The 26,182-nt window shown below is 68.7% G+C and carries 22 protein-coding genes; 16 read left to right on the top strand and 6 right to left on the bottom strand.

The features are described from left to right. Window positions 1-84: 84 nt before the first annotated feature. The 6 genes from CLU95_RS28450 to CLU95_RS28475 all read left to right on the top strand — a co-directional run bounded on the left by CLU95_RS28450 (window position 85) and on the right by CLU95_RS28475 (window position 7,468). Window positions 85-1,044, top strand: coding sequence for a tripartite tricarboxylate transporter substrate binding protein (locus tag CLU95_RS28450; RefSeq protein ID WP_099796690.1), 960 nt, complete (start codon window positions 85-87; stop codon window positions 1,042-1,044). Between the two features lie 99 nt (window positions 1,045-1,143). Further along, window positions 1,144-1,695 (top strand): tripartite tricarboxylate transporter TctB family protein, encoded by a 552-nt coding sequence (locus CLU95_RS28455; protein ID WP_099796691.1) that lies wholly within the window; start codon window positions 1,144-1,146, stop codon window positions 1,693-1,695. A gap of 1 nt (window position 1,696) precedes the next feature. Continuing rightward, window positions 1,697-3,220 carry a tripartite tricarboxylate transporter permease gene (locus tag CLU95_RS28460; RefSeq protein ID WP_099796692.1) on the top strand — a complete coding sequence of 508 codons (1,524 nt, stop codon included), beginning with the start codon at window positions 1,697-1,699 and terminating at the stop codon, window positions 3,218-3,220. A 156-nt stretch (window positions 3,221-3,376) separates the two neighbouring features. Then, window positions 3,377-3,889 (top strand): sigma-70 family RNA polymerase sigma factor, encoded by a 513-nt coding sequence (locus CLU95_RS28465; RefSeq protein ID WP_099796693.1) that lies wholly within the window; start codon window positions 3,377-3,379, stop codon window positions 3,887-3,889. Further along, a complete protein-coding gene (locus CLU95_RS28470; protein ID WP_099796694.1) occupies window positions 3,886-4,929 on the top strand; it encodes a FecR domain-containing protein in 1,044 nt (347 codons plus the stop codon). Before CLU95_RS28465 ends, CLU95_RS28470 begins: the two co-directional genes overlap by 4 nt. 115 nt (window positions 4,930-5,044) lie before the next feature. Beyond that, the gene (locus CLU95_RS28475; protein ID WP_099796695.1) at window positions 5,045-7,468 is read left to right on the top strand and encodes a TonB-dependent receptor; all 2,424 of its coding nucleotides are present in this window, start codon (window positions 5,045-5,047) and stop codon (window positions 7,466-7,468) included. Window positions 7,469-7,472: 4 nt separating this feature from the next. Here the strand turns inward: CLU95_RS28475 and CLU95_RS28480 are convergent, their stop codons facing one another. The 4 genes from CLU95_RS28480 to CLU95_RS28495 are packed head-to-tail and all read right to left on the bottom strand — an operon-like array spanning window position 7,473 to window position 13,991. After that, entirely contained in the window at window positions 7,473-10,595 is a 3,123-nt protein-coding gene (locus tag CLU95_RS28480; RefSeq protein ID WP_099796696.1) for an efflux RND transporter permease subunit, read from the bottom strand. Window positions 10,596-10,615: 20 nt separating this feature from the next. Next, complete coding sequence (locus tag CLU95_RS28485) at window positions 10,616-11,788, bottom strand: efflux RND transporter periplasmic adaptor subunit (protein WP_099796697.1); 1,173 nt, start codon at window positions 11,786-11,788, stop codon at window positions 10,616-10,618. Further along, window positions 11,785-13,278: an efflux transporter outer membrane subunit gene (locus tag CLU95_RS28490; protein ID WP_099796698.1), complete on the bottom strand. Its 1,494-nt coding sequence runs from the start codon at window positions 13,276-13,278 to the stop codon at window positions 11,785-11,787. Before CLU95_RS28490 ends, CLU95_RS28485 begins: the two co-directional genes overlap by 4 nt. Beyond that, on the bottom strand, window positions 13,275-13,991 hold the full coding sequence (locus CLU95_RS28495; RefSeq protein WP_099796699.1) for a TetR/AcrR family transcriptional regulator: 717 nt from the start codon (window positions 13,989-13,991) through the stop codon (window positions 13,275-13,277). Before CLU95_RS28495 ends, CLU95_RS28490 begins: the two co-directional genes overlap by 4 nt. Window positions 13,992-14,129: 138 nt before the next feature. Here CLU95_RS28495 and CLU95_RS28500 point away from each other — a divergent pair, with 138 nt between their 5' ends. The 10 genes from CLU95_RS28500 (at window position 14,130) to CLU95_RS28545 (ending at window position 24,282) form a co-directional block, all read left to right on the top strand. Beyond that, entirely contained in the window at window positions 14,130-15,674 is a 1,545-nt protein-coding gene (locus CLU95_RS28500) for a sigma-54 interaction domain-containing protein (RefSeq protein ID WP_099796700.1), read from the top strand. Next, a complete protein-coding gene (locus CLU95_RS28505; protein WP_099796701.1) occupies window positions 15,671-15,937 on the top strand; it encodes a hypothetical protein in 267 nt (88 codons plus the stop codon). The genes CLU95_RS28500 and CLU95_RS28505 overlap by 4 nt, the downstream gene beginning before the upstream one ends. 156 nt (window positions 15,938-16,093) lie before the next feature. Next, window positions 16,094-17,281, top strand: coding sequence for a substrate-binding domain-containing protein (locus CLU95_RS28510; protein ID WP_099796702.1), 1,188 nt, complete (start codon window positions 16,094-16,096; stop codon window positions 17,279-17,281). A 175-nt stretch (window positions 17,282-17,456) separates the two neighbouring features. Then, the gene (locus tag CLU95_RS28515) at window positions 17,457-18,914 is read left to right on the top strand and encodes an extracellular catalytic domain type 2 short-chain-length polyhydroxyalkanoate depolymerase (protein ID WP_099796703.1); all 1,458 of its coding nucleotides are present in this window, start codon (window positions 17,457-17,459) and stop codon (window positions 18,912-18,914) included. 49 nt (window positions 18,915-18,963) lie between these two features. Next, window positions 18,964-19,731, top strand: a complete 768-nt coding sequence (locus CLU95_RS28520; RefSeq protein WP_099796704.1) for an ABC transporter ATP-binding protein — start codon at window positions 18,964-18,966, stop codon at window positions 19,729-19,731. Between the two features lie 145 nt (window positions 19,732-19,876). Beyond that, window positions 19,877-20,605: an ABC transporter ATP-binding protein gene (locus tag CLU95_RS28525; RefSeq protein ID WP_099796705.1), complete on the top strand. Its 729-nt coding sequence runs from the start codon at window positions 19,877-19,879 to the stop codon at window positions 20,603-20,605. A 157-nt stretch (window positions 20,606-20,762) separates the two neighbouring features. After that, complete coding sequence (locus tag CLU95_RS28530; RefSeq protein ID WP_099796706.1) at window positions 20,763-21,746, top strand: branched-chain amino acid ABC transporter permease; 984 nt, start codon at window positions 20,763-20,765, stop codon at window positions 21,744-21,746. A gap of 13 nt (window positions 21,747-21,759) precedes the next feature. Further along, on the top strand, window positions 21,760-22,827 hold the full coding sequence (locus CLU95_RS28535) for a branched-chain amino acid ABC transporter permease (protein ID WP_099796707.1): 1,068 nt from the start codon (window positions 21,760-21,762) through the stop codon (window positions 22,825-22,827). 23 nt (window positions 22,828-22,850) lie between these two features. Continuing rightward, window positions 22,851-23,723, top strand: a complete 873-nt coding sequence (locus CLU95_RS28540; RefSeq protein WP_099797515.1) for an alpha/beta fold hydrolase — start codon at window positions 22,851-22,853, stop codon at window positions 23,721-23,723. A 52-nt stretch (window positions 23,724-23,775) separates the two neighbouring features. Beyond that, entirely contained in the window at window positions 23,776-24,282 is a 507-nt protein-coding gene (locus tag CLU95_RS28545) for a DUF1993 domain-containing protein (RefSeq protein WP_099796708.1), read from the top strand. Between the two features lie 6 nt (window positions 24,283-24,288). On the opposite strand, the gene CLU95_RS28550 is transcribed toward CLU95_RS28545, so the two are convergent. Both CLU95_RS28550 and hemH read right to left on the bottom strand, forming a co-directional pair. Further along, complete coding sequence (locus tag CLU95_RS28550; RefSeq protein ID WP_099796709.1) at window positions 24,289-25,140, bottom strand: class I SAM-dependent methyltransferase; 852 nt, start codon at window positions 25,138-25,140, stop codon at window positions 24,289-24,291. After that, window positions 25,137-26,177: a ferrochelatase gene (gene hemH / locus CLU95_RS28555; RefSeq protein WP_099796710.1), complete on the bottom strand. Its 1,041-nt coding sequence runs from the start codon at window positions 26,175-26,177 to the stop codon at window positions 25,137-25,139. Before hemH ends, CLU95_RS28550 begins: the two co-directional genes overlap by 4 nt. Window positions 26,178-26,182: the final 5 nt, after the last annotated feature.

Genomic DNA, 26,182 nt, shown 5'->3' on the forward strand with positions numbered 1-26,182 from the left:
CAACTGACAGCGGGGCGGCGCATGATAGCGGCTCAGGTCCAAGTCAGGTTCCATCCGTTCCCAAGTTCTGAGGAGACACCAACAATGCGTCGCGATACCTTTTTGAAGTCCCTGGCCGCACTGGCCGCTGCCGGCGCCTTGCCGCTGTCGGCGCGCGCTGCCGCCAACGTCAAGATGATGATCCCCGCCAACCCGGGCGGCGGCTGGGACACCACGGGCCGCGCACTGGGCAAGGCCCTGAGCGACGCCAAGGTGGCCGACACCGTCACCTACGACAACAAGGGCGGTGCCGCCGGCGCATTGGGCCTGGCCCAGTTCGTGAACGGTTCCAAGGGCGACGCCAACGCACTCATGGTGATGGGCTCGGTCATGCTGGGCGGCATCATCACCGGCAAGCCGCCGGTCAAGCTCGAACAGGCCACGCCCATCGCGCGCCTGACCACCGAATACAACGTGTTCGTGCTGCCCACCAACTCGCCCTTCAAGACCATGAAGGACGTGGTCGACCAGCTCAAGAAGGACCCGGGCAGCGTCAAGTGGGGCGGCGGTTCGCGCGGTTCCACCGAACACATCGCCGCGGCCATGATCGCGCAGAAGGTCGGTGCCGACCCGTCCAAGATCAACTACGTGGCCTTCCGTGGCGGCGGTGAAGCCACCGCTGCCGTGCTGGGCGGCAACGTCACCATCGGCGGCAGCGGCTACAGCGAATTCGCCGAGTACATCGCCGCCGGCAAGATGAAAGCCATTGCTGTCACCTCCGCCCAGCGCCTGCCGGGCATCAACGTGCCGACCCTGAAGGAACAGGGCATCGATGTCGAGATCGGCAACTGGCGCGGTGTCTACGGCGCCCCCGGCATCTCGCCCGAGCAGCGCAAGGCGCTCACCGACATGGTGCTGGCCGCCATGAAGAGCCCCTCGTGGGCCGAGTCGCTCAAGAAGAACGACTGGACCTCGGCCGTGCTGTCGGGCGAAGCCTTCGCCAAGTTCGTCGACGACGACTTCGCCAGCCTGCGCGCCATCATGACCAAGTCCGGCATGGTGTAAGCGCCCCGGCGCCTGCCTGCCCGCTCAACGGCGCGCTGTCCTCGCAAGAGACGACAGCGTGCCGTTTTCAAATCCAGCACCACATTCCGGGAGCAAAAAATGACAACTCCAGATCCCTCGGTCTCGCCGTCTGACGGGGCCGCGCAAGCCGCGGCCGTATGGCCTCAAACATTGGTCGGCGCCGGCGTGCTGCTGACCGGCCTGGCGCTCGCTTTCGGCGCCATCGGCATTTCTTCCGAAGCCGGCTACGGCGGCGTCGGTCCCAACTTCCTGCCCTGGCTGGTGTCGGTGGTGCTCGTGCTGTGCGGCGCGTGGATCCTGTGGGAGGCACGCACCGGCGGCTTCCGCGAACTCGACGCGCCCACCGGCGCGGACCGCGCCTACTGGCCCGGCTTCATCTGGGTTTCGGCGGGGCTGCTGCTCAACGCCGCGCTCATCACCACGCTGGGCTTCATCCTCAGCTGCACGCTGTGCTACGTGCTGGCCGTGCAGGGCTTGCGCCGCGCGAGCGGGCAGGCCGGCGTGAATGCGCCGCGCACCTGGCTCACCGACTTCATTGCGGGCGCACTCATCTCCGCGCCCGTGTTCTGGATGTTCACCCAATTCCTGGCGATCAACCTGCCGGGCCTGACTTCCACCGGGTGGTTCTGACATGGAAATCTTCAACGCACTCATGGCGGGTTTCGCCACGGCGATCACCCCCATCAATCTGCTCTGGTGCCTGGTCGGCTGTGCCCTGGGCACGGCCGTGGGCGTGCTGCCCGGCATCGGCCCGGCCGTCGCGGTGGCGATGCTGCTGCCCATCACCGGCAAGGTCGACATCACGGCCTCGATGATCTTCTTCTCGGGCATCTACTACGGCGCCATGTACGGCGGCTCGACCACGTCCATCCTGCTGAACACGCCCGGCGAAACCGCCAGCATGGTGACGGCGATGGAGGGCAACAAGATGGCCAAGAGCGGAAGGGCGGGCGCGGCGCTCGCCACGGCCGCCATCGGCTCCTTCGTGGCCGGCACCATCGCCACCGTCATCGTCACGCTGTTCGCGCCCTTCGTGGCCGAGTTCGCGGTCAAGCTCGGCCCGCCCGAGTACTTCCTGTTGATGCTGCTGGCCTTCACCACGGTGAGCGCGGTGCTCGGCAAGAGCACGCTGCGCGGCATGACGGCGCTGTTCGTCGGCCTCGCTGCCGGCTGCGTGGGCCTCGACCAGATCTCGGGTCAGGGCCGCTACACGGGCGGCGTGCCCGAGCTGCTCGACGGCATCGAGATCGTGCTCGTCGCCGTCGGCCTGTTCGCCGTGGCCGAAGTGCTCTATGCCGTGCTCTATGAAGGCAAGGTCACCGAAGGCCAGAACAAGCTGAGCCGCGTGCACATGACCAAGCGCGACTGGAAGCGTTCGATTCCCGCGTGGCTGCGCGGCACCGCCATCGGCACGCCCTTCGGCTGCATCCCGGCCGGCGGCACGGAGATTCCGACCTTCCTGAGCTATGCAATGGAAAAGAAGCTCGCCAAGGACAAGGACGCCAAGGCCGAGTTCGGCACCACCGGCGCCATCGAAGGCGTGGCCGGCCCTGAAGCCGCCAACAACGCCACGGTGACGGCCGCGCTGATCCCGCTGCTCACGCTGGGCATTCCCACGTCCAACACCACCGCCATCCTGCTGGGCGCGTTCCAGAACTACGGCATCCAGCCGGGCCCGCAGCTGTTCACCACCTCGGCCGCGCTGGTGTGGGCGCTGATCGCCTCGCTCTACATCGGCAACGTCATGCTGCTGGTGCTGAACCTGCCGATGGTCGGCCTGTGGGTCAAGCTGCTGAAGATTCCGAAGCCCCAGCTCTACGCCGGCATCCTGATCTTCGCGACGGTCGGTGCCTACGGCATGCGCCAGAGCGCGTTCGACCTGTTCCTGCTCTACGGCATCGGCCTGCTGGGCGTGGTGATGCGGCGCTACGACTTCCCGACCGCCCCCGTGGTGGTCGGCATGATCCTCGGCCCGCTGGCCGAAGCGCAACTGCGCAACGCCATGTCGATCGGCGAGGGCAGTGCGGCCGTGTTCTTCCAGCGTCCCATGTCGATCGCCCTGGTGATCATCGTGGTGGCCGTGCTGGTGCTGCCGCGCCTGGCCAAGCGCATGAGCGAACGCAAGCTGAAGCGACTGGCGCAGCTGGACGCCTGAACGCCCGAACACCTCCGGCTGCCACAGGCGCCGCCTCGCACCTCGCGTGCGGCGCGGCGCCTGTGCACTTTCGGGTTCACGCATCCGTCAACTCCCCATAAAATGAGAACTATTCTTATTTGTCGATGAGTGCCGGGCACTCGTGGGAGAAGTGCCATGGCTGCGGCCGAATCCGTCTTGCATCAGGAAGTGCGCGTCTTGTACGGCGACCATCACGGTTGGCTGCAAGGCTGGCTGCGGCGCAAGCTGGGCAGCACCAGCGATGCGGCCGACCTGGCGCACGACGTGTTCATGCGGCTGATGGTGCGCCGTCAGCCGATCGAGATGAACGAGCCGCGGGCCTACCTGTCGGCCATGGCGCGCGGACTGGTCATCGACCACTGGCGCCGTCGCGAGATCGAGCAGGCCTGGCTCGACACCCTGGCGCTCATGCCCGAGCCGACGGCGCCGTCGCCTGAAAGCCGCCTGCTCGTGCTCGAGACGCTGATCGAGATCGACCGCATGCTCGATGCCCTCAAGCCCGCCGTGCGCACCGCGTTCCTTCTCGCGCAGTTCGACGGCCTGAGTTGCCGCGAGATCGGCGAGCGGCTGGGTGTGTCGCTGGCCACCGCCGAGCGCTACGTGGCCAAGGCGCTGCGCGCCTGCTACGCGTACCGCTTCGAGGCATGAGCGGTCAGGCACTGGGCGCGGGCCCGTTCAACGATGACGATCCCCCGGGCGCCTTGCCCGACAGCGTGGTGGACGCGGCCATCCTCTGGGCGGTCCGGCTCGACCATGGCGAGGCCACGCCTCGCATGCAACGCGCCCACGCGCAATGGCTGCAGGCCGATCCGCGCCATGCGCAGGCCTGGCGGCGCGTCGGTGCGCTCCAGCGCGGTTTTGCCGACGTGCCCGCGGCACCCGCACGCGACGCACTGCAGGCCGCGCAACTGCGGCGCGAGGCACGCGATGCACGCGATGCACTCGCCGGACAGGGCCGGCGCGGCGCGCTCAAGCTGCTGTCGCTGGCCGGCGTGACGCTGGCGGCGGGCTGGGTGGTGCGCGAGCACGCGCCGTGGCAGCGGCTCATGGCGGACGCCAGCACCGGTGTGGGCGAACGGCGCACGCTGCAGCTGGCCGACGGCACACGGATCGTGCTCAACACCGACAGCGCTGTCAGCACCGACCTCAGCGGCGAGCGCCGCCTCATCGTGCTGCGGCGCGGGGAGATCATGGTCAGCACCGGCGCCGACGCCGGCGCGGCCTCGAAGCGGCCGTTCTGGGTGTACACGCCGTTCGGCAGGATGCAGGCGCTGGGCACGCGCTTCGTGGTGCGCATCGACGAACGCCGTGCGCGCGTCAGCGTGCAGGAAGGCGCCGTGGCGCTGCATCCCGGCCACGGGCCGGCGCAGGCCGAGGTGCGCCCCGGCGAGAGTCGCTGGCTGTCGGACGACGGCACCGCGCCCGCCGACAACCGTGGTTTCGACGACGACGGCTGGGTCGACGGCGTCATCGCCGGGCGCGACATCCGCATGGCCGACCTGCTCGCCGAGCTGGGCCGCTACCGGCACGGCGTGGTCGCCTGCGACCCGCGTGTGGCCGACCTGCGCGTGTCGGGTGTGTTCCATGTGCAGGACGGCGACCAGGTGCTGCACTTCCTGGCGCAGACGCAGCCCGTGAGCATCCGGCTGCGCACGCGCTTCTGGGTGTCGGTCGGTCCGCGCGGTTGAGGTGCTGCTGCAGATTTTTTGTGGCCCAGGTGAGGGGATTGTGTTTCTCGTCCGGCCTCCTGGATGAACCCGCTCGGCGACGAGCTTCATCCACCTCTCGAGTCCGTCCAGAACCATGAGCTTCCAACGAATCCGCGCCGCCGGCGCACCGACCTTCGCGCTGCATGCCGCGCTCGCCGGCCTGACACTGGGCGCGGCCGTGCTGCCCGACACCGCACGCGCACAGGCCGCATCGCCGGCCCCTGACGCCCGGGCGTTCAGCGTGCCTGCCGGGGCGCTCGACGCGGCACTGAACCGCTTCGCGCGCACGGCCGGCGTCAACCTCAGCTACGACCCGGCGCTCGTGGCCGGGCTCACCACGCGCGGGCTCGAAGGCCGCCACGGCGTTGCGGGCGGGCTCGCCGCGTTGCTGGCCGGCAGCGACCTCGAAGCGGTGCCGCAGCCTGGCGGTGGCTTCTCGCTGCGCAAGGTCGCGGGCGCAACGGGTGCGGCCGCCGTCTCCGGCGGGGCCGCATTGCCCACCGTGACCGTCTCCGCGGAGGCCGACCCCGCCGCATTGCCCGCACCCTATGCCGGCGGCCAGGTGGCGCGCGGCGGCCGGCTCGGCATGCTGGGCAACGCCGACGTCTTCGAGACGCCGTTCAGCACCAAGGCCTACACGGCCGAACTGGTCCGCAACCAGGGCGCGCGCAACGTCAACGACATGGTCGCCAACGACCCATCGATCCGCACCAGCCTGTCGGCCACGTCGCCGCTGGACCAGAGCTCGATCCGCGGCTTCCTCACCAACAGCGATGCCTACCTGTTCGACGGCCTCGAGGGCCTCTTTGCGTACAGCAACATCCCGATCCAGCACTACGAGCGGCTCGAAGTGCTCAAGGGCCCGGCGGCGGGGCTCGTGGGCGCCTCGGGCTACGGCAGCACGGTGGGCGGCAGCTTCAACCTTGTGCCCAAGCGGGCCACCGACACGCCGGTGCGCTCGGTCACGTTGTCGGCCAACGACCGCTCGCTGATCGGCACGCACATCGACATCGGCCAGCGCTTCGGTACCGACAACCGCTTCGGCGCACGCCTGAACCTGAGCGCTGAAGACGGCAAGCTCTACGACGGTGCCGAGCGCCGCCTCGCGGCCGCGCAGGTCGCACTCGACTACCGCGGCGACAGGTTCCGCGCCGTGCTCGACGCGGGCTACACGCGCCGCAGCTCGTCGCCGTTGTTCAACCACTGGCTGCTGCAGGCCGGCGCCGCGCTGCCGCCGCCGCCCGACCCCAAGGTGCATCCCAAGCCCTCGTGGGAAACGCTCGACGTGCGCCAGCCCTTTGCGCTGCTGAGCGCCGAATGGGACTTCGCTGACCACTGGACCGCCTACGCCCGTGTCGGCAAGCTGCGAGAGCACACGCCCGAGCGCCGGTACATCGACCAGACCACCATCGACGGCCTGGGCCGCGTCACCTACACCAGCGCCGCCAGCCTGCTGTGGACGCAGTCGAACCAGGTCACCGACCTCGGCGTTCGCGGCAGCTTCGACCTCGGCCCGACACGCCACAAGGTGGCGATCAGCACGGTGATGCAGCGCCAGCAGCTGCAGGACCTGCGCTCGCAGCTGCTGGCACTGCCGGTGCGCGTGGTCGGCAGCCTCTACACGACCAACCTCGTGCCGAACCCCTACGCGTACGGCGTGCCGGCCGTGCCGGGTGTCGACAGCCCGGCGCTGAGCCTGGACAGCATCGCCATCGCCGACACGATCTCGGCCTTCGACGAACGCCTGTTCGTCACGCTGGCGGCGCGCGAGCAACGCATCAAGAAATACCCGTACGCGCAGTCCAAGCTCACGCCCACGGTGGCCGCGCTGTGGAAGTTCGACAACGGCATTTCCATCTACGGCAACTACGCGGAGTCGCTCGCGCAGGGCGCGGTGGCGCCGACGAGTGCGCGCAATGCGGGCGAGCAGCTGGCGCCGTACCTGTCGCGCCAGCACGAGTTCGGCCTCAAGTGGGACCGCGGCAGCTACGGCCTCACGGCCGCGTACTTCGACATCCGCAAGACCACGGCCTATGTCGACAGCGACAACTACTTTCGCGCCGCGGGCCTGCAGCGCAACAAGGGCATGGAGATCGAGAGCTTCGGCGAAGTTGCCAAAGGCGTGCGGCTGCTGGGCGGCGTGGCCTGGATCGACGGGCGCATGAGCCGCACGGCCAAGGGCGTGAGCGACGGCAAGAAGGCCATCGGCGTGCCCGAGTTCACCGCCAACCTCGGGCTGGAGTACGACGTGCCCTCGGTGCCCGGACTCACGCTGACCGGACGCTACATCTACACCGACAGCGCCTGGGTCGACCTGGCCAACACGCAGCGCGTGCCGTCGTGGAAGCGCATCGACCTGGGCGCGCGCTATGCCACGCGCATCAACGGCGTGGGCATGACGCTGCGCGCGGGCATCTCGAACCTGCTCGACGACACCTACTGGACCATCGCGGGGCGCAACTTCATCGCGGTCGCGCCGCCGCGCACCTGGCAGCTGCAGGCCAGCTTCGACTTCTGAGCGTTCAGGCCTGGCCGGGGGCCGGCCTGTCTTCGACCAGGTCGTCGTCGATGTGCGGATCGGCCGGCTGCCCGCGCAGCTTGCGCACCGTGCGCCGTATCCAGTGCTCGATGTCGTCCACGTAGGTGAACACCGCCGGCACCACCAGCAAGCTCAGCACCGTGGAGGTGATGAGCCCGCCGATCACCGCCATCGCCATCGGCGAGCGGAAGCTCGAGTCGGCGGCGCCGAAGCCGACGGCAATCGGCAGCATGCCGGCGCCCATGGCGAGCGTGGTCATGATGATGGGCCGCGCGCGCTTGTGGCACGCGTCGCGCAGCGCGTCCCAGCGGCTCATGCCGTGGTCGCGGCGCGCCACGATGGCGTACTCCACCAGAAGAATCGAGTTCTTCGTGGCAATGCCCATCAGCATGATCAGGCCGATCAGCGAGGGCATCGACAGCGCCTTCTGCCCGATCAGCAAGCCCACGAAGGCGCCGCCCAGTGCGAGCGGCAGCGCGCACAGGATGGTCACCGGGTGCAGGAAGTCCTTGAACAGCAGCACCAGCACGATGTAGATGCACAGCACGCCCGTGAGCATCGCCAGGCCGAAGCTGGCGAACAGCTCGGTCATCACTTCGGCGTCGCCCACCTCGGCGATGCGCACGCCGGGCGGCAGCTTCTGGATCGAGGGCAGGGCCTCGACGGCGGTCTTGGCGTCGCCCAGGCCCACGCCCGACAGCTCGATCTCGAAGTTGACGTTGCGCGAGCGGTCGTAGCGGTCGATGACGGCCGGGCCGCCTTCCATCGTGAGCGAGGCCACCTGGCTCAGCATGACGGGGCCGCGCGCGCCCGGCACCGACAGGCGCCCGATCAGGTCGAGGTCTTGCCGCGCCGAGTCTTCGAGCTTCACCACGATCGGCACCTGCCGCTGCGCGAGGTTGAGCTTGGCCAGCGCCTGGTCGTAGTCGCCCAGCGTGGCCACGCGCAGCGTTTCGGCGATGGCCGAGCTGGTCACGCCCAGGTCGGCGGCGCGTGCGAAGTCGGGGCGCACGGCGATCTCGGGGCGGATCAGGCTCGCGGTCGAGGTGATGTTGCCCAGGCCGGGAATGGTGCGCAGGTCTTTTTCGACAGCGCTCGCGGCCGCCGACAGCGCCTGCGGGTCTTCGCCCGTGAGCACCAGGATGTACTTCTCGCCCGAGCCGCCCAGGCCCACGGTGCTGCGCACACCGGGCAGGGTTTCGAGCGCGGTGCGGATCTCTTTCTCGATCACCTGCTTGCGCGGCCGGTCGCCGCGCGCATCGAGCTTGATGGTCAGCGTGGCCTTGCGCGTTTCGGGCGTGCCGAAGTTCGCGAACGGGTCGCCGCCCGCGCTGCCACCCGCCACCGTGGTGTAGACGCTCTTCACGTGGGCGATCTTCATCAGGCGGTGGCGCGTTTCCTCGGCGGCGGCCGTGGTCTGCGCCAGCGTGGAGCCCGGCGGCAGCGACAGGTAGACCTGCGTCTGCGAGTTGTCGTCGGCCGGAATGAAGCCGGTCTTGAGCAGCGGGATCATCGCCAGCGAACCGAAGAAGAAGAGGGTGGCCATCACCATCGTCTTGAAACGGTTGTGCGTGCTCCACGTCACGGCGCGCATGTACCAGCGCAGCCAGCCCGGCTCCTTCTCGGCACCGACGATGGGCTTCAGGATGTAGGCCGCCATCATCGGCGTGAGCACCCGCGCCACCACCAGCGAGGCAAACACCGCGAGCGAGGCGGTCCAGCCGAACTGCTTGAAGAACTTGCCGGCCACCCCGCTCATGAAGGCCGTGGGCAGGAACACCGCAATCAGCGTGAAGGTGGTGGCGATCACGGCCAGGCCGATTTCGTCCGCCGCCTCCATGGCCGCCTGGTAGGGCGACTTGCCCATGCGCAGGTGGCGCACGATGTTCTCTACCTCCACGATGGCGTCGTCCACCAAGATGCCGACCACCAGCGAGAGCGCGAGCAGCGAGATCACGTTGACCGAGAAGCCCAGCAGGTACATGCCGACGAAGGCCGGAATCACCGACATCGGCAGTGCCACAGCGGAGACGAAGGTGGCGCGCCAGTCGCGCAGGAACAGCCACACCACGATCACCGCGAGGATGGCGCCCTCGTACAGCAGGTGCAGCGAGCCGTTGTATTCCTCTTCCACCGGGTCGACGAAATTGAAGGCCTCGGTCAACTCCAGGTCGGGCCGCTGCGCGCGCATGTCGGCCAGCGCCTTTTGAATGGCGTGGCCCACTTCGACCTCGCTGGCGCCGCGGCTGCGGGCCACTTCGAAGCCCACCACGGGCTTGCCGTTGAGCAGCGCGGCGGCGCGCGGCTCGGCAATGGTGTCGCTGATGCGCGCCACCTGGTCCAGACGGATGCGGCGGCCGTCGCTCAGCGCGATCTGCATGTCGGCGAGCTGGTCGGCCGACTGCACGGTGGCCATGGTGCGCACCGGCTGTTCGCTGCCGCCCAGGTCGATGCGTCCGCCCGCGCTTTCGGTCTGCACCTGGCGCAACTGGCGCGAGATGTCGGCCGCCGAGGCGCCCAGCGCCTGCAGCTTGCTCGGGTCGAGGTCGATGTGCACCTGGCGCGTGACGCCGCCCACGCGGCTCACCGCGCCCACGCCGGGCAGCGCGAGCAGCTTCTTGGTGACGTCGTTGTCGACGAACCAGCTCAGCGCCTCGCCGTCCATGCGCGACGACGCGATGGTGAAGGCCAGCACCGGCTGGGCCGCGAAGTCGAGCTTGGTGACGACCGGGTCGCGCACGTCGGCGGGCAGGTCGGCACGCACCTTCTGCACGGCCGAGCGCACGTCGTCCACGGCTTCCTGCACGGGCTTCTCGAGGCGGAACTCGACGATCAGCGTGGCAGCGCCGTCCTGCACCTTGGTCGTGATGTGCTTCAGGCCCTGGATGGTGGCGATGGAGTTCTCGAGCTTGCGCGCGACGTCGGTCTCCAGCTGCGACGGCGCGGCGCCGGGCAGCGAGACCGAGACCGTGACGGTCGGCAGATCGATGTCCGGGAAGTTCTGCACCTTCATGGCGTTGAACGACAGCAGCCCCCCGAAGGTGAGCAGCACGAACAGCATCACCGCCGGAATGGGGTTGCGTATGGACCAGGCGGAAACGTTCATGGCGTGTCCTTTGTGCTTGCTTATTTAGGAGACGGGGCAGATGCCGCCGTCTTTGCTGGCGTCGCCGTGGGCGTGGCATCCACCACACGCACCAGGTCGCCGTCGTTGAGGAAGCCCGCGCCCTGCACCACGATCTGCACGCCCTCGGGCAGTGCGTTGGTGATTTCCACGCGGTCCTTCAGGCGGCGGCCGGTCTGCACCTTGAGCTGCGCCACGCGGCCGTCGGGCAGCAGCGTGAAGACGTTGTTGAAGCCGTCGCGCGGCACGATCGCGCTTTGCGGCACGGTCGGCGCGGAACTGCGGCCCAGTTCGAAGTCGCCGCGCGCGAACATGCCGGCCTTCACGCCGGTGTTCTGCTGCACGTTGGGCAGGTCGACGTAGACCAGCGCCGCGCGCGTCTGCGGATCGACCGTGGGCGCGATGCTGCGCACCATGCCCTTCACCTGCGCGCCGCTGGCGCTGACCACGAAGGCCGGCGTGCCCACGGCGATGCGGCCCAGCTCGGCCGAGGTGACTTCGGCACGCCATTCGAGCCGGCCCTGGCGGATCAGTCGGAACAGCTCGGTGCCGGCGCTCACCACGCTGCCGACCGTGGCGGTGCGCGCGGAGATCACGCCGTCGTCCGGTGCCAGCACCTGCGTGTTGCGACCGCGCACCTGCTGTGCGGCCAGCACGGCCTCGGCCGCTTCGGCGCGCGCCTTGGCGGTCTGCTCGGTGGTCTGGTACTGGTTGATCTGCTGCTGGCTCAGCGCGCCCGTGGCTTGCAGCGTGCGGGCGCGCGCGGCGTTGCCGGCGGCGTCGGCGGCCGAGGCGCGGGCCTCGGCGAGCGAGGCCCGCGCCTGCGCGATGTCGGCTTGCACCGTCTCGGGCGAGAACACCGCGAGCACCTGGCCCTTCTTCACGGTGTCGCCCACGTTGACGCGCACCTCGGCCAGCTTCAGGCCGTTCGATTCGGAGCCGATCACGGCCTCCTGCCAGGCCGCCACGTTGCCGTTGGCCGCCAGTGTGACGGTCAGTTCGGTGGCCTCGGGCTTGGCGACCGAGACGGTCAGCGCGGGGCGCTGCGCTGGGCCTTTTGCCGCGGGTGCGGCTTTGTCATCGGCCGGCTTGCGCGTGAGCCACAGGCCGGCGGCAACGACGACGATCAGCGCCAGCAGCGCGATGAGGAGGGTGGAACGCTTCATTGTTTTCATGGCGACGTCGCGACCTTGGCGGCCGGGGTAGAGGTCATTGGGGACGATGCTTCGGCGGGGCGGCTCCAGCCGCCGCCCATCGAGCGGTACAGCGAAACCCAGGCTTCGGTGCTCTCGCGCTGCAGCGAGACGCGCGCGGTCTGTGCGGCGAACAGCGTGCGCCGCGAGTCCTCGAGCTCGAACAGGCTGGCCAGGCCGCTGCTGAAGCGGGCCTGGGTGGCGTCGAACGAGGCCTGGTAGTTCTTCACCGCGCTGTCGGCGTCGGTGCTGCGCGCGGTGGTGGCGTCGAGGTTCACCAGCGCTTCTTCGACCTCGCGCACGGCCTGGCGCACGCTGGCGCGGTAGAGCGACACGGCCTCGGTGTAGCGCGCCTTGGCGGCCTCGGTGTTGGCGGCGCGGGCGCCGCCGTCGAGCAGCGGCACGGTGAGCGACAGCGGCCCGACCGTCCAGGTGTCGAGCGATTCGCGAAAGCCGCTGGTGCGGATCTGCATGCGGCCGATCGAGCCCGAGAGCGTGAGCTTGGGGTAGCGCTCGGCCTCGGCCGAGCCCACCTCGGCGCTGGCCGAGGCCACGCCGAGTTCGGCCGCGTACACGTCGGGCCGCTGCGAGAGCGCCTGCGCCGGCACGCTGGCGATGGCACCGACCACCGGCAGCGCGCGCTGCGTGGGCGAGGCCGCGAGCTTCTGCACGAGCGTGGGTTCGTCGAGCCCGCTGAGTGCGACCAGCGCCTTGCGCTGCACCGCGCATAGGGCGCGCTGTTGCGTGAGGCGGCCGGAGGCGTCGGAGGCGCTGGCACGCGCGAGTGCCGCATCGGCTGGCGCGGTGAAGCCGGCGCGCGCCGACAGGTCGGTGAGCCGCGCCGTTTCGCTGCGCGATTTCGCATCCGATTCGGACACGGTCAATTGCAGCTGGCAAGCGCGCTCGGCGAAGTAGGCATTGGCCGTTTCGGCCGCCACGGCGACGCGGGCGTCGTGCCACTTGGCGGTGGCGCTGTCCAGCTTCTGCTGGGCCGCATCGCGGTCGGCGCGCAGGCGGCCGAACAGGTCGATCTCCCACTTCGATTGCAGGCCGGCCTGCAGCGTGGTGACGGGCGCGATGGCGGTGCTGGAGCTGCTGCTACTCGAAGACCCGCCCGATCCGAACGACGATCCCGAGACGCCCCGGCTGGCCGACGCCGTGCCGTCCAGGCTGGGCAGCAGCGCCGCGCCGGCCTGCACGCGCGTGAAGCGCGCCTCGGTGACGCGCGCGGCGGCGCTCGCGAGGTTGGGGCTGGCGGTTTCGGCGGCGGCGATCAGCTCGACCAGCAGCGGGTCGTCGAGCTGGCGCCACCAGTCGGCCAGCGCGGTGAGCGAGCCGCCGTGGGGCAGGGGCGCGTGCCACTGCGCGGGGAAGGGCGCCTGCACGGAGGCAGGCGGGCGCGTCAGGCCGCAGCCGGCAAGGCCGAGGCTCAGCGGCAGGCAGAGAAGGGCAATCCGTCGGAGTCGTCTCATGGCTTCTTTCTTTGCTCGGTGGCCGCCCGGCGACGGCGTGTGGCTTCGGCCTGGACCAGCGCCATCGCGTAGCCCGTGAGCCGGTCGGCCCAGGTGTCGATGGCGCGCGGCGTGCGCAGCAGCGACGGGCGCAGGGCCTCGATGAAATCCTGGCTCACGTACAGCTGCATCGACAGCCCCGTGATCGCGAAGGTCAGGCGGTGGATGTCGTCGTCGGCGCGCGCCACCTGCAGGTGGCGGCACAGCAGCTCGGCGATGGCGCGGTGCGGGCCCTTGATGTCGCGCTCCAGCTCTTTGGCCCATTGGCTGGTGGGCTCCAGCATCTCCCGCATGTGCAGCTGGATGCACTGGCGCACGATCTCGCCCTGCTTGAGCGGATCGATCATGGCCGCCATGCAGATGCGCAGCGTGTCCTCGAGCGACTGGCCGGGCACGTTGCAGGCGGCCACCAGGTCGTTCGAATCGCTGCCCATCGGCTCGTTGAAGGTGGCGGAGTACAGCCCCTCCTTGTCGCCGAAGTAGTAGCTGATGGCCGAGACGTTCACGCCGGCCTCGCGCGCGATCTCGCGGATCGAGGTCTTGGCGAAACCGTTCTGGGCGAACAGCCGCAGCGCGGTGTGCAGCAGGCGGTGGCGCGCCTCGGCACCGTCGCTGCGGGGGGCGCGGCGCGGGGGCGACGAGGGCGCTGGCGTGAGGGGGTCCCTGGCGTTCATCGGCGCGATTAGAGCACGGTCGAAATCAAACGATTGATTTACTTAAGGCTTGCTGAAGGCTTTTGTTTTGGTTGCATTTCGGGGGTGAGCGAGGGCGGCCCGTGCAGGGCAGGGCGCCGCACACAGTACGATCCGCGCATGCCCGTTGCTCCCTCCGCCGCCGCACCGCCGCCCGCCTTGCCCCTGGACGCCGAAGGCATCCTCGCGCTCGCCGCGCGCTCGATGTTTCATTTGTTTTCGAGCATCAGCCAGGGCATGTTCCTGGTCGACCGCAGCGGGCGCATCGTCTGGGTGAACGAGGGCTACCGGCGCTTCCTGCCGGCGCTGGGTTTCTCGTCGATCGACGAGTTCATGGGGCACATGGTCGAGGACGTGATTCCCAACACCATGATGCGCCGCGTGCTGGAAACGGGCGAGCCGATCCTCATCGACCTGCTGACCAACAAGGCGGGCACCTTCGTCGTGAGCCGCATCCCGCTGCGCGAAGAACGTGAGGACGGCGACCGGGGCCTGGGCGACGTGATCGGCGCCATCGGCATCGTGCTGTTCGACCAGCCCGAGACCACGCTGCAGCCGCTCATCAGCAAGTTCGCGCTGCTGCAGCGCGACCTCGACGACGCGCGGCGCGAGCTGGCCAGCCAGCGCAACAACCCGCTGTACCAGCACGCACCCGACGGCCAGCGCCGTTCCAAGTACACCTTCGCGAGCTTCATCGGCAGCAGCCCGGCGGCCGTGGAGGTGAAGCGCCACGCGCGCCGCGCCGCGCAGTCCACCAGCCCGGTGCTGCTGCTCGGCGAGACCGGCACTGGCAAGGAGCTGCTGGCGCATGCGATCCATGCCTCGTCCACGCGCGCCAAGGGGCAGTTCGTCAGCGTCAACATCGCGGCCGTGCCCGACACGCTGCTCGAGGCCGAGTTCTTCGGCTTCGCCCCCGGCGCCTTCACCGGTGCCGACAAGCGCGGGCGCGAAGGCAAGTTCAAGCTGGCCGACGGCGGCAGCCTGTTCCTCGACGAGATCGGCGACATGCCGCTGGGCCTGCAGGCCAAGCTGCTGCGCGCGTTGCAGGAAGGCGAGATCGAGCCGCTGGGTTCCAACAAGCTGATCCCGTTCGATGCCCGCGTGATCGCCGCCACCTCGCGCGACCTGCCCGAGCTGGTGCGGCGCGGGCTGTTCCGCGAAGACTTGTATTACCGCCTCAACGTGCTGCCGCTGCGCGTGCCGCCGCTGCGCGAGCGGCGCAGCGACATCCCGGCGCTGGTCGAGGCACTGGGCGAAGACATGGCGCTGCGCAGCGGCGAGGCGCCGCCCGAACTCACGCCCGACGCGCTCGCGCTGCTGGCCGGCCAGCACTGGCGCGGCAACATCCGCGAGCTGCGCAATGTGCTGGAACAGGTGACGATGCGCAGCGACTCGCAGCGCATCGACGCGGCGCAGCTCGAACGCATCCTGCGGGAGGCGGGGCTGGAACAGATCGAGGCGCCCGACACCTCGCACAGCCTGCGCGACATCGACCAGGAAGCTGCGCTGCTGCGCCCGCTGTCGCAGCAGGTGGCCGAGCTGGAGCGCAAGGCGATCGCCGCCGCGCTCGAAAGCACGGGCGGCAACAAGCTCGCGACCTCACGGCTGCTGGGAATCTCGCGCGCCACGCTCTACGAGCGCATGACCGGGATGGGCTTGTCATGAGCGTGAAGGCATTGCGTTCCACCTTCGGCCCGAACTGCCATTGGTGCGGTCTGCCGATGGACTTCGACGAACCGCATGGGCGGCCCGAGTCGGCCACCATCGAACACCTGCTCGACGCCACGCTCGGCGGCGTGCGGCAGCAGAAGCACCGGCGCCTCGCGCACGCGGTGTGCAACCACACGCGCAACGAGTTGCGGATGCGGGCCGAACGCGAGTTCGAAGGCTGGCTCGCGGCGCGCCGCGACTCTGCTGGGAAACCCTGACTGATCAACAGACAGTTGTCTGAAAACAAGACAATACGAATGCACTGAAATCAGGCGAAACCGGTTGCGCCCGAGTGAGGAAGCCTTTGTTATCAATGGCTTAGGTGGGTGGCACGAACTGTGCAATATTCAGTCACCTTTATCAGGAGACAAGACATGCACCGTCGCCACCTCATCGCCCTGGCCGCCCTGGGCGCCACCGCCGCAACCCTGCCCGCCTGGGCCCAATCGAACGAGATCCGCATCGCCCACGTCTACAGCAAGACCGGCGCGCTGGAAGCCTACGGCAAGCAGACGCAGACCGGCCTGATGATGGGCCTGAACTACGCCACCGGCGGCACGATGATGGTCAACGGCAAGAAGCTCGTGGTCCTCGAGAAGGACGACCAGGGCAAGCCCGACCTGGGCAAGTCGCTGCTGGCCGCCGCGTACTCCGACGACAAGGCCGCGCTCGCGGTCGGCCCGACCGCTTCGGGCGTGGCACTGGCGATGCTGCCGGTGGCCGAGGAATACAAGAAGATCCTGATCGTCGAGCCCGCCGTGGCCGACTCGATCACCGGCGACAAGTGGAACAAGTACATCTTCCGCACCGGCCGCAACTCGAGCCAGGACGCCATCTCCAACGCCGTGGCCATCGACAAGGCCGGCGTCACCGTTGCCACGCTGGCGCAGGACAACGCCTTCGGCCGTGACGGCGTGAAGGCCTTCGGCGCCGCGCTGAAGAAAGCCAAGCTCGCGCACGAGGAATACCTGCCGCCCACGACCACCGACTTCACGGCCGGCGCGCAGCGCCTGATCGACAAGCTGAAGGACCAGCCGGGCCGCAAGATCATCTGGATCGTCTGGGCCGGCGCGGGCAACCCGTTCAAGATCGTCGACCTCGACCTGAAGCGCTACGGCATCGAGATCGCCACCGGCGGCAACATCCTGCCGGCCATGGCGGCCTACAAGTCGCTGCCGGGCATGGAGGGCGCGGCGTACTACTACTTCGGCATCCCGAAGAACCCGGTGAACGAGGCGCTGGTCGCGGCCCACTACAAGGAATTCAAGACGCCGCCGGACTTCTTCACGGCCGGTGGTTTCTCGGCCGCGATGGCGGTGGTGACGGCGCTGAAGAAGACCAACGGCGACACCAACACCAACAAGCTCATCAGCACCATGGAAGGCATGAGCTTCGACACGCCCAAGGGCAAGATGACCTTCCGCAAGGAAGACCACCAGGCGATGCAGTCGATGTACCACTTCAAGATCAAGGTCGACCCCGCCTTCGCGTGGGGCGTGCCGGAGCTGGTGCGCGAGATCAAGCCGGAAGAGATGGACATCCCCATCAAGAACAAGCGCTGAACACGGCGCTGGTCACCCCCTGAACCCGCGGCGCGCATGCAGGCGCCGCCCCCTTTTCGCCCCGGATGGCCGCCGGGCGAAGCGCCAGCCTGCGTCCGCGCCAGCTGTCGTGCGCCACGGTCGATTCGTCAGTCTGCAAGCAAGCGTTCGATACATAAACCAACAGGAGACAGCGATGCCAGCGATGCGAAGAAATGCGATGTGGAAGGGGTGGGCCGCCGCGGCGGTCATGGCTTGGGCGGCGCAGGCCGCCACAGCGGCCGTGCCGCTGCCGGCGCTCGGCGCCAACCCGGCCGAGGTGAGCGTGTCCGGCCTGTCGGCGGGCGGCTTCATGGCGGTGCAGCTGCACGTGGCGTATTCGGCCACCTTCAAGCGCGGCGCGGGCGTGGTCGCCGGCGGTCCGTACTACTGCGCCGAGGGTTCGGTGACCAACGCCACCGGGCGCTGCATGACGCACAGCACCAGCATTCCGGTGTCGACGCTCGTGAGCACCACCAACAGCTGGGCCGCCAGCGGTGCGATCGACCCGGTGTCGAACCTCACCAACTCGAAGGTCTACCTGTTCTCGGGCACCTCCGACAACACCGTCAAGCAGCCGGTGATGGACGACCTGAAGACGTATTACCAGAGCTTCGTGCCGGCCGCCAACACGGTCTACAAGAACAACCTCGGCGCGGGCCATGCGATGGTCACCGACGACTACGGCGGCGCCTGCAGCACCACGGCCGCGCCGTACATCAACAACTGCGGCTTCGATCTCGCGGGCGAGATCCTCACGCAGCTGTACGGCCCGCTGAACCCGCGCAACAACGGCACGCTCGGCGGCACCTTCACCGAGTTCAACCAGTCGGAGTTCGTCTCCGGCCACGGCGTGGCCGCCACCGGCTGGCTCTACGTGCCGCAGGCCTGCACCACCACCTCGTGCCGCGTGCACCTGGTGCTGCACGGCTGCAAGCAGAACTACACCGACGTGAGCGACCAGTACGTCAAGAAGACGGGCTACAACCGTTGGGCCGACACCAACAACATCATCCTGATCTACCCGCAGACCAGCACCGCGGCCACCAACAGCTGCTGGGACTGGTGGGGCTACGACAGCGCCAACTACGCCAAGAAGTCGGGCCCGCAGATGGCGGCCATGAAGGCCATGATCGACCGCGTCACCGGCACGGCCGGCGGCGGCGGGCTGCCGGCGCCCACGGGCGTGGGCACCTCGGGCGCGACCAGCAGCAGCATGGTCGTCGGATGGGCCGGCGTCTCGGGCGCCAGTGGCTACAACGTGTACCGCGGCGGCAGCAAGGTCAACGCCTCGCCCGTGACGGCCACCAGCTACACCGACACCGGCCTGGCAGCGTCGACCAGCTACAGCTGGACCGTGGCCGCGCTGAACGCGGCCAACGTCGAAGGCGCGATGTCGGCGGCCGCCACGGGCGCGACCACGGCGGGTTCGGGCGGCGGCGGCACCTGCTACACCGCGAGCAACTACACGCACACCATCGCCGGGCGCGCCTATGCGCTGTGGGGCCTGACCTATGCCAACGGCTCGGGCCAGTCGATGGGCCTGTGGAACATCTACGCCATGACCACGCTGAAGCAGACGGGCACCAACTACTACGTGATCGGTACCTGTTGAGGCCGCTCACCCACTTCTGATTTTTTCGATTCGCAAGGACCTTTCCACAATGCTTGAGACCCGGGATCTGACCATCCGCTTCGGAGGGCACGTGGCCGTCAACGGCGTGAGCTGCGCATTCGCGCCAGGCACGCTGACGGCCATCGTCGGCCCCAACGGCGCGGGCAAGACCACTTACTTCAACCTGATCTCCGGGCAGCTCAAGGCCACGGCCGGCACGGTGTCGCTCGACGGGCAACCGTTGTCGCACCTGTCGCCGTCGGCGCGCACGCACGCCGGGCTGGGGCGCGCGTTCCAGCTCACCAACCTGTTCCCGAACCTCACGGTGCTGGAGAACGTGCGGCTCGCCGTGCAGGCCACGCGTGCCGGCGCGCACCGCCACGGGCTCAACCTGTGGAGCATCTGGAGCGACCACAAGGCGCTGACCGAACGCGCCGACCAGATCCTGACCGACGTGGCGCTGGAGCCGCGCGCCCACGCCACCGTGGCCAGCCTGCCGCACGGTGACCAGCGCAAGCTCGAGGTGGCGCTGTTGATGGCGCTCGAACCCAAGGTCTTCATGTTCGACGAGCCCACGGCCGGCATGCATGCGGCCGAGGCGCCCGTCATCCTCGACCTGATCCGCAAACTGAAGCAGGACAAGACCAAGACCATCCTCTTGGTGGAACACAAGATGGACGTGGTGCGCGAACTCGCGGACCGCATCATCGTGCTGCACAACGGCACGCTCGTGGCCGACGGCGAACCGGCCGAGGTGATCGCCTCGCCCGTGGTGCAAGAGGCCTACCTGGGCATCGCGAAGGAGGCCGCTGCATGAAGACGGCCCCGATGAATTCGAATGTCTCCCTCCCCTCCCGGGGGAGGGCAGGGGTGGGGGCTCGCGGCCTCCACACCACCGCAGCCTTGCAAGCGCCGCTTGCCCCCATCCCAGCCTTCCCCCGGAAGGGGAAGGAGCAAGACCTATGAGCACTCCGAACCTCCTGACCCTCGAAGGCGTGCAGACGCACATCGGGGCGTACCACATCCTGCACGGCGTCGACCTCGCCGTGCCCCGGGGCCAGCTCACCATGCTGCTGGGCCGCAACGGCGCGGGTAAGACCACCACGCTGCGAACCATCATGGGCCTGTGGCATGCGTCGCAGGGCAGGGTGCAGTTCGACGGCAAGGACATCACGGCCATGCACACGCCGCAGATCGCTGGGCTCGGCGTGGCCTACGTGCCTGAGAACATGGGCATCTTTTCCGACCTCACGGTGAAGGAGAACATGGTGCTGGCCGCGCGCGGCGCGAAGAACGCCGACGCCATCGACGACACGCGGCTGAAGTGGATCTTCAAGCTCTTCCCCGCGGTCGAGAAGTTCTGGAACCACCCGGCCGGCAAGCTGTCGGGCGGGCAGAAGCAGATGCTGGCCGTGTCGCGCGCCATCGTCGAGCCGCGCCAGCTGCTCATCATCGACGAGCCCAGCAAGGGCCTGGCGCCCGTGATGATCAACAACATGATCGAAGCCTTCGGCGAGCTCAAGGCGAGCGGCGTGACGATCCTGCTGGTCGAACAGAACATCCACTTCGCCCAGCGCCTGGGCGACACCGTCGCGGTGATGGACAACGGCCGCGTGGTGCACAGCGGCTCGATGGCCGCGTTTTCTGCGGATGCGCAATTGCAGCAATCTCTCTTGGGTCTCGCGCTATGACGAATTCAATGTCTTGTTCCCTCTCCCGCTTGCGGGAGAGGGCTAGGGTGAGGGTGAACGGCCTGTGCAATGGCCACGCCCTCTTTTCGGTGCCGCTGGCCCTCACCCCAACCCTCTCCCGCAAGCGGGAGAGGGGGCAAGAAAAAGGAGCGCAGCAATGAAGGCACTCGATTTCGACTGGAAGCCGCTGCTGCTCGCACCGGTACTCGCCCTCATCGCGCTGCCGCTCACCGGCTCCTTCTCCACCTGGCTCACGCTCACCGTTGCCGGCCTGGCGATGGGCATGATCATCTTCATCATCGCCTCGGGCCTCACGCTGGTGTTCGGGCTGATGGACGTGCTGAACTTCGGCCACGGCGTGTTCATTGCGCTGGGCGCCTTCGTGGCCAGCAGCGTGCTCGGCCTCATGGGCGACTGGACCGGCTCGGGCGAGCTGTGGCGCAACCTCGTGGCCGTGTTCCCGGCCATGCTGGCCGCGATGGCGGTGGCCGGCGCCATCGGCCTGGCCTTCGAGCGCTTCATCGTGCGGCCGGTGTACGGCCAGCACCTGAAGCAGATCCTCATCACGATGGGCGGCATGATCATCGGCGAAGAGCTCATCAAGGTGATCTGGGGCCCGGCGCAGATTCCGCTGCCGCTGCCCGAGGCGCTGCGCGGTTCGCTGCTGATCGGCGACGCCGCCATCAGCAAGTACCGCCTGCTCGCCGTTGCGGTCGGCGTGGTGGTGTTCGGCGTGCTCGCCTGGACGCTGGGCCGCACCAAGATCGGCCTGCTCATCCGCGCCGGTGTTCAAGACCGCGAGATGGTCGAGTCGCTGGGCTACCGCATCGGACGCCTGTTCGTCGGCGTGTTCGTGGTGGGCAGTGCGTTGGCCGGCCTGGGCGGCGTGATGTGGGGCCTGTTCCAGCAGAACCTGGTGCCGCAGATGGGCGCGCAGGTCAACGTGCTGATCTTCATCGTGATCATCATCGGCGGGCTGGGTTCGACCGGCGGCGCGCTGCTCGGCGCGGTGCTCGTGGGGCTCATGACCAACTACATCGGCTTTTTGCTGCCCACGCTCACGCAGTTCGCGAGCATCTTCCTCATGGTGGCCGTGCTGCTGTGGCGCCCGCAGGGCGTGTACCCCGTGGCGAACCGTTGAGGAGAAAGCCGTCATGTTCCTGAAACGACTTCTCTCCAACGACATGCCGCGCAGCCGCCTGCTGGCGCTGCTGCTGGTGGCGCTGTTCCTGGCGCTGGCCTTTGCGCCGTTCCTGTTCCCGGGCGTGAAGGCGCTCAGCGTCGCGGCCAAGATCCTGGTGTTCGTGGTGCTGGTCGCGAGCTTCGACCTGCTGCTGGGCTACACCGGCATCGTAAGCTTTGCGCACACGATGTTCTTCGGCATCGGCGCCTACGGCATCGCCATCTCGGCCTCGCGGCTCGGGCCCAACTGGGGTGCGGTGCTGGTGGGGCTGGGTGCGTCGCTCGCCATCTCGCTCGTGCTCTCGCTGGCCATCGGCCTGTTCTCGCTGCGGGTGCGCGCGATCTTCTTCGCGATGATCACGCTGGCCGTGGCCTCGGCGTTCCAGACGCTGGCCTCGCAGCTCTCGGACTTCACCGGCGGCGAAGACGGCCTGACCTTCAAGTTGCCCGAACTGATCTCGCCGAGCTTCGAGTTCGCCGAAGAGCCGTTCCTCGGCGTCTCGCTCGACGGTCGGCTGCTGTGCTACTACCTGCTGTTCGTGGCGGCGGTGGTGCTGGTGCTGGCGATGCTGCGCATCGTGAACTCGCCCTTCGGGCGCGTGCTGCAGGCCATCCGCGAGAACGAGTTCCGCGCCGAGGCCATCGGCTACCGCGTGGTGGTGTACCGCACCACGGCGGCCGTGCTGTCGGCGCTGTTCGCCACGCTGGCCGGCGCGATGCTCGCCATCTGGCTGCGCTACAACGGACCCGACACCTCGCTGAGCTTCGAGATCATGATCGACGTGCTGCTCATCGTGGTGATCGGCGGCATGGGCACGATCTACGGCGCGGCCATCGGCGCGGTGCTGTTCGTGGTGGCGCAGAGCTACCTGCAGGACCTGCTGCGCCTGGGCAACGAGGCCGCAAGCGGCCTGCCATGGCTCGCAGCGCTGCTGTCGCCCGACCGCTGGCTGCTGTGGCTGGGCGTGCTGTTCGTGCTGTCGGTGTATTACTTTCCCACGGGCATCGTCGGCAAGCTGCGGGCGAGGGCGGCGAGATGAGCGACGGCAACAACAACAGCACCATGACGCCGACATCGCACTACGCCCAGCTCTGCGGCCGTGAAATCCACTGGCTCGATTGGGGCGCCGCCAACGCGCCCGTCGTCATCGCCTGGCACGGCCTGGCGCGCACCAGCCGCGACATGGACGAGCTGGCGCAGCACTTCGCGGCGCGCGGCTTCCGCGTGATCTGCCCTGACACACTGGGGCGCGGCCTGAGCCAATGGAGCCCGGCACCCGACGACGAATACACGCTCGCGTTCTACGCGCGCCTGGCCAATGCGCTGTGCGACGAGTTGCGGCTGGGCCGCGTGCATTGGGTGGGCACGTCGATGGGCGGCGCGATCGGCACGGTCTGCGCGTCGGGCCTGTTCGAGCCGCGCATGAAGGCGCGCATCGCCAGCCTCACGCTCAACGACAACGCACCGCAGCTCGCGCAGGCCGCCATCGAGCGCATCCGCGCCTATGCCGGCGACCCGCCGGCCTTCGACACCGTGGCCGAGCTCGAGGCTTTCTTCCGCACGGTCTACAAGCCCTATGGCTGGCTCAGCGATGCGCAGTGGCGCCGGCTGACCGAAAGCTCCACGCGCCGCCTGGCCGACGGCCGCGTCACGCCGCACTACGACCCGGCGATGGTCAAACAGTTCAGCGCGCACGACAACGACTACCTGATCTGGCCGCACTACGACGTGATCGAGGCGCCGGTGCTCTGTCTGCGCGGCGCCGAGTCCGACCTCGTGCTGCCCGAGGTGATCGACGAGATGCACCGGCGCGGGCCGGGTGCGGCCGGGCGCCTGCAGGTGATCGAGGTTGCGGGCTGTGGCCACGCGCCCGCGCTCAACGTGGCGGAACAACTGGACCCGATCGAAGGGTTTATTCGCGCGGCGGGTCGTTGAAGGCGCGGCCGGATCACAATCCGGCCGACTTCAACTCCAAGATCACCTCGCCATGGCCCTCTCGATGTACGACCTGTCCGTGCCGGTTTTCACCCGCGGACTCGGCCAACTCACCCACCTGCTCGACAAGGGCCTCGCGCATGCGAAGGCCCAGGGCATCGATCCGGCGACGCTGGTCGACGCGCGCCTCGCGCCCGACATGCTCACGCTGGCCGGCCAGATCCAGCGTGCGAGCGACGCCTCGAAGCTGGGCACGGCGCGCATCGCGGGCATCACCGCGCCGAGCTTTCCCGACGAGGAAAAGACCTGGGACGATCTGCTGGCCCGCATCGCGAAGACGCAGGATTTCCTGGCGACCGTGGACCGCGCGCTCATCGACGGCCAGGAAGAACGCCCCGTGACCATCAAGGCGCGCGAAGGCGAGGCGCACTTCACCGCGCAGCGCTACCTGCTGCAGTTCGCACTGCCGAACTTCTTCTTCCACGTGACCACCGCCTACGACGTGCTGCGCCACAAGGGCGTGCCGGTCGGCAAGATGGACTTCCTCGGCCGCTTCTGAGTTCGTTCAGGCGCGGCGTGCCGCCAGCGCGTACATCAGCGGAATGCGCGGCATGCCTTCGGGCGGTGCCATGCGGCGTCCGCCCATGTCGCGCATGCCCTCGAAGGGCTTCCAGCCGTTCGTGTACGGGTACTCCTCGAAACGCTCGATGGCCAGGCCCGCCTGCGCGAGCGCGGTCGTCACCTGGCCCACGCCCCAGGTGAACTCGAAACTCGGGTGCGGGTTGCGAAAGCCCTGCACGCCGGGCACCGGGCGATCGTCCGGCACGAGGCCGTCGCCGGATTCGGCCACGTAGTCGCCCACGCCTTCCTCGGGCACGGGCGCGTCGTTGAAGTAGTCGTAGTGGAACTGCCACTGCGGGTCGAACACCAGCGCAAACGGGTGGAACTCGACGATCACGAAGCGCCCGCCGGGCTTGAGCAACTGCGCCACGCCGCGCGCCCAGGCACCGAGGTCGGACAGCCAGCACAGCGTGCCGTACGAACAGAACACGAGGTCATGGCGCTCGCCGCGCGCGGCGGCGGCCTCGAAGTAGTCGTAGACGTCCGCACGCTCGAAGCGCGCCGCAACGCCCGAGTCGGCCGAGAGCCGGGTGGCGAAGTCGATGGCTTCGTCGGAGATGTCGACGCCCGTCACGCGTGCGCCGCGGCGCGCGATGCTCAGGCTGTCCTGTCCCGCGTTGCATTGCAGGTGCAGCACCGAGAGGCCGTTCACGTCGCCGAGCAGGGCGCTTTCCTCGGGGAACAGCGTGGAGCCGCCCGCGCGGAAGAAGGCGGCCTGGTCGCCCTTGTGGCTGTTGTGTGCGACCGTGGCTGCGTTCCACGACTGGCGGTTGGCTTCGTGCAGGTCTTTCTTCATGGTGTGGTCGTGTGGGGTCGGGTGGGCCAGCCCGCCAGGTGGCGTTCGGCGATGCCCGCGAGCGCGGTGATCCACGCCGGGCTGTCGTTGAGGCAGGGGATGTAGCCGAAGCGTTCACCGCCCGCGTGCAGGAAGGCTTCGCGACCTTCCATCGCGATTTCTTCGAGCGTTTCGAGGCAGTCGGCCGGAAAGCCGGGGCACACCACGTCGACGTGCTTCACGCCGCTGGCGCCGAGTTCGCGCAAGGTCGGCTCGGTGTAGGGCTCCAGCCACTTGGCGCGGCCGAAGCGCGACTGGAAGGTCGTGCGGTACTGCGTGGACGCCAGGCCCAGCCGCGCCGCGAGCAGGCGCGCGGTCTCGAGGCACTGCGCCTCGTAGGGATCGCCGAGCGCGATGTTGCGTGCGGGAATGCCGTGGAAGCTCATCACCAGCAGCTCGCCGCGGCCTTCGGTCTTCCAGTGCTTCTCGATGCCTTGCGCGAGCGCCTCGATGTAGGCCGGGTCGTCGTGGTACTGGTTGACGAAGCGGAACTCGGGCACGCGGCGCTGGCGGCGGCTCCACGCGTTCACCGCGTCGATCACGCTGGCCGTGGTGGTGGCCGAGTACTGCGGATAGGCCTGCAGCACCAGCACGCGCGTCGCGCCCTCGGCTTGCAGCGCATCGAGCCGCGAGGCGATCGACGGGTTGGCGTAGCGCATCGCGTCGCGCACCGTCACGCGATGGCCGCGTTCGCCGAGCCAGCCGGCCAGCAGGGTGGCCTGCTTCTGCGTCCAGACCTTGAGCGGCGAGCCCTCGGGCAGCCAGATGCTCGCGTACTTGGCGGCCGACTTCGCAGGCCGCGTGCGCAGGATGATGCCGTGCAGGATCAGCGCCCACAGCACCCTGGGGATCTCGACCACGCGCGGGTCGCCGAGAAATTCGGCGAGGTAGGGGCGCACCGCGGCGGCGGTGGGGGCATCGGGCGAACCGAGGTTGCACCAGAGCACGGCGGTGCGGTCGTTCTTGCTGTTCTGACTGTCTTGGGGGGCGAGAGGCATGCGAT

This window comes from Variovorax sp. 54, from assembly GCF_002754375.1.
Lineage (GTDB): Bacteria > Pseudomonadota > Gammaproteobacteria > Burkholderiales > Burkholderiaceae_C > Variovorax.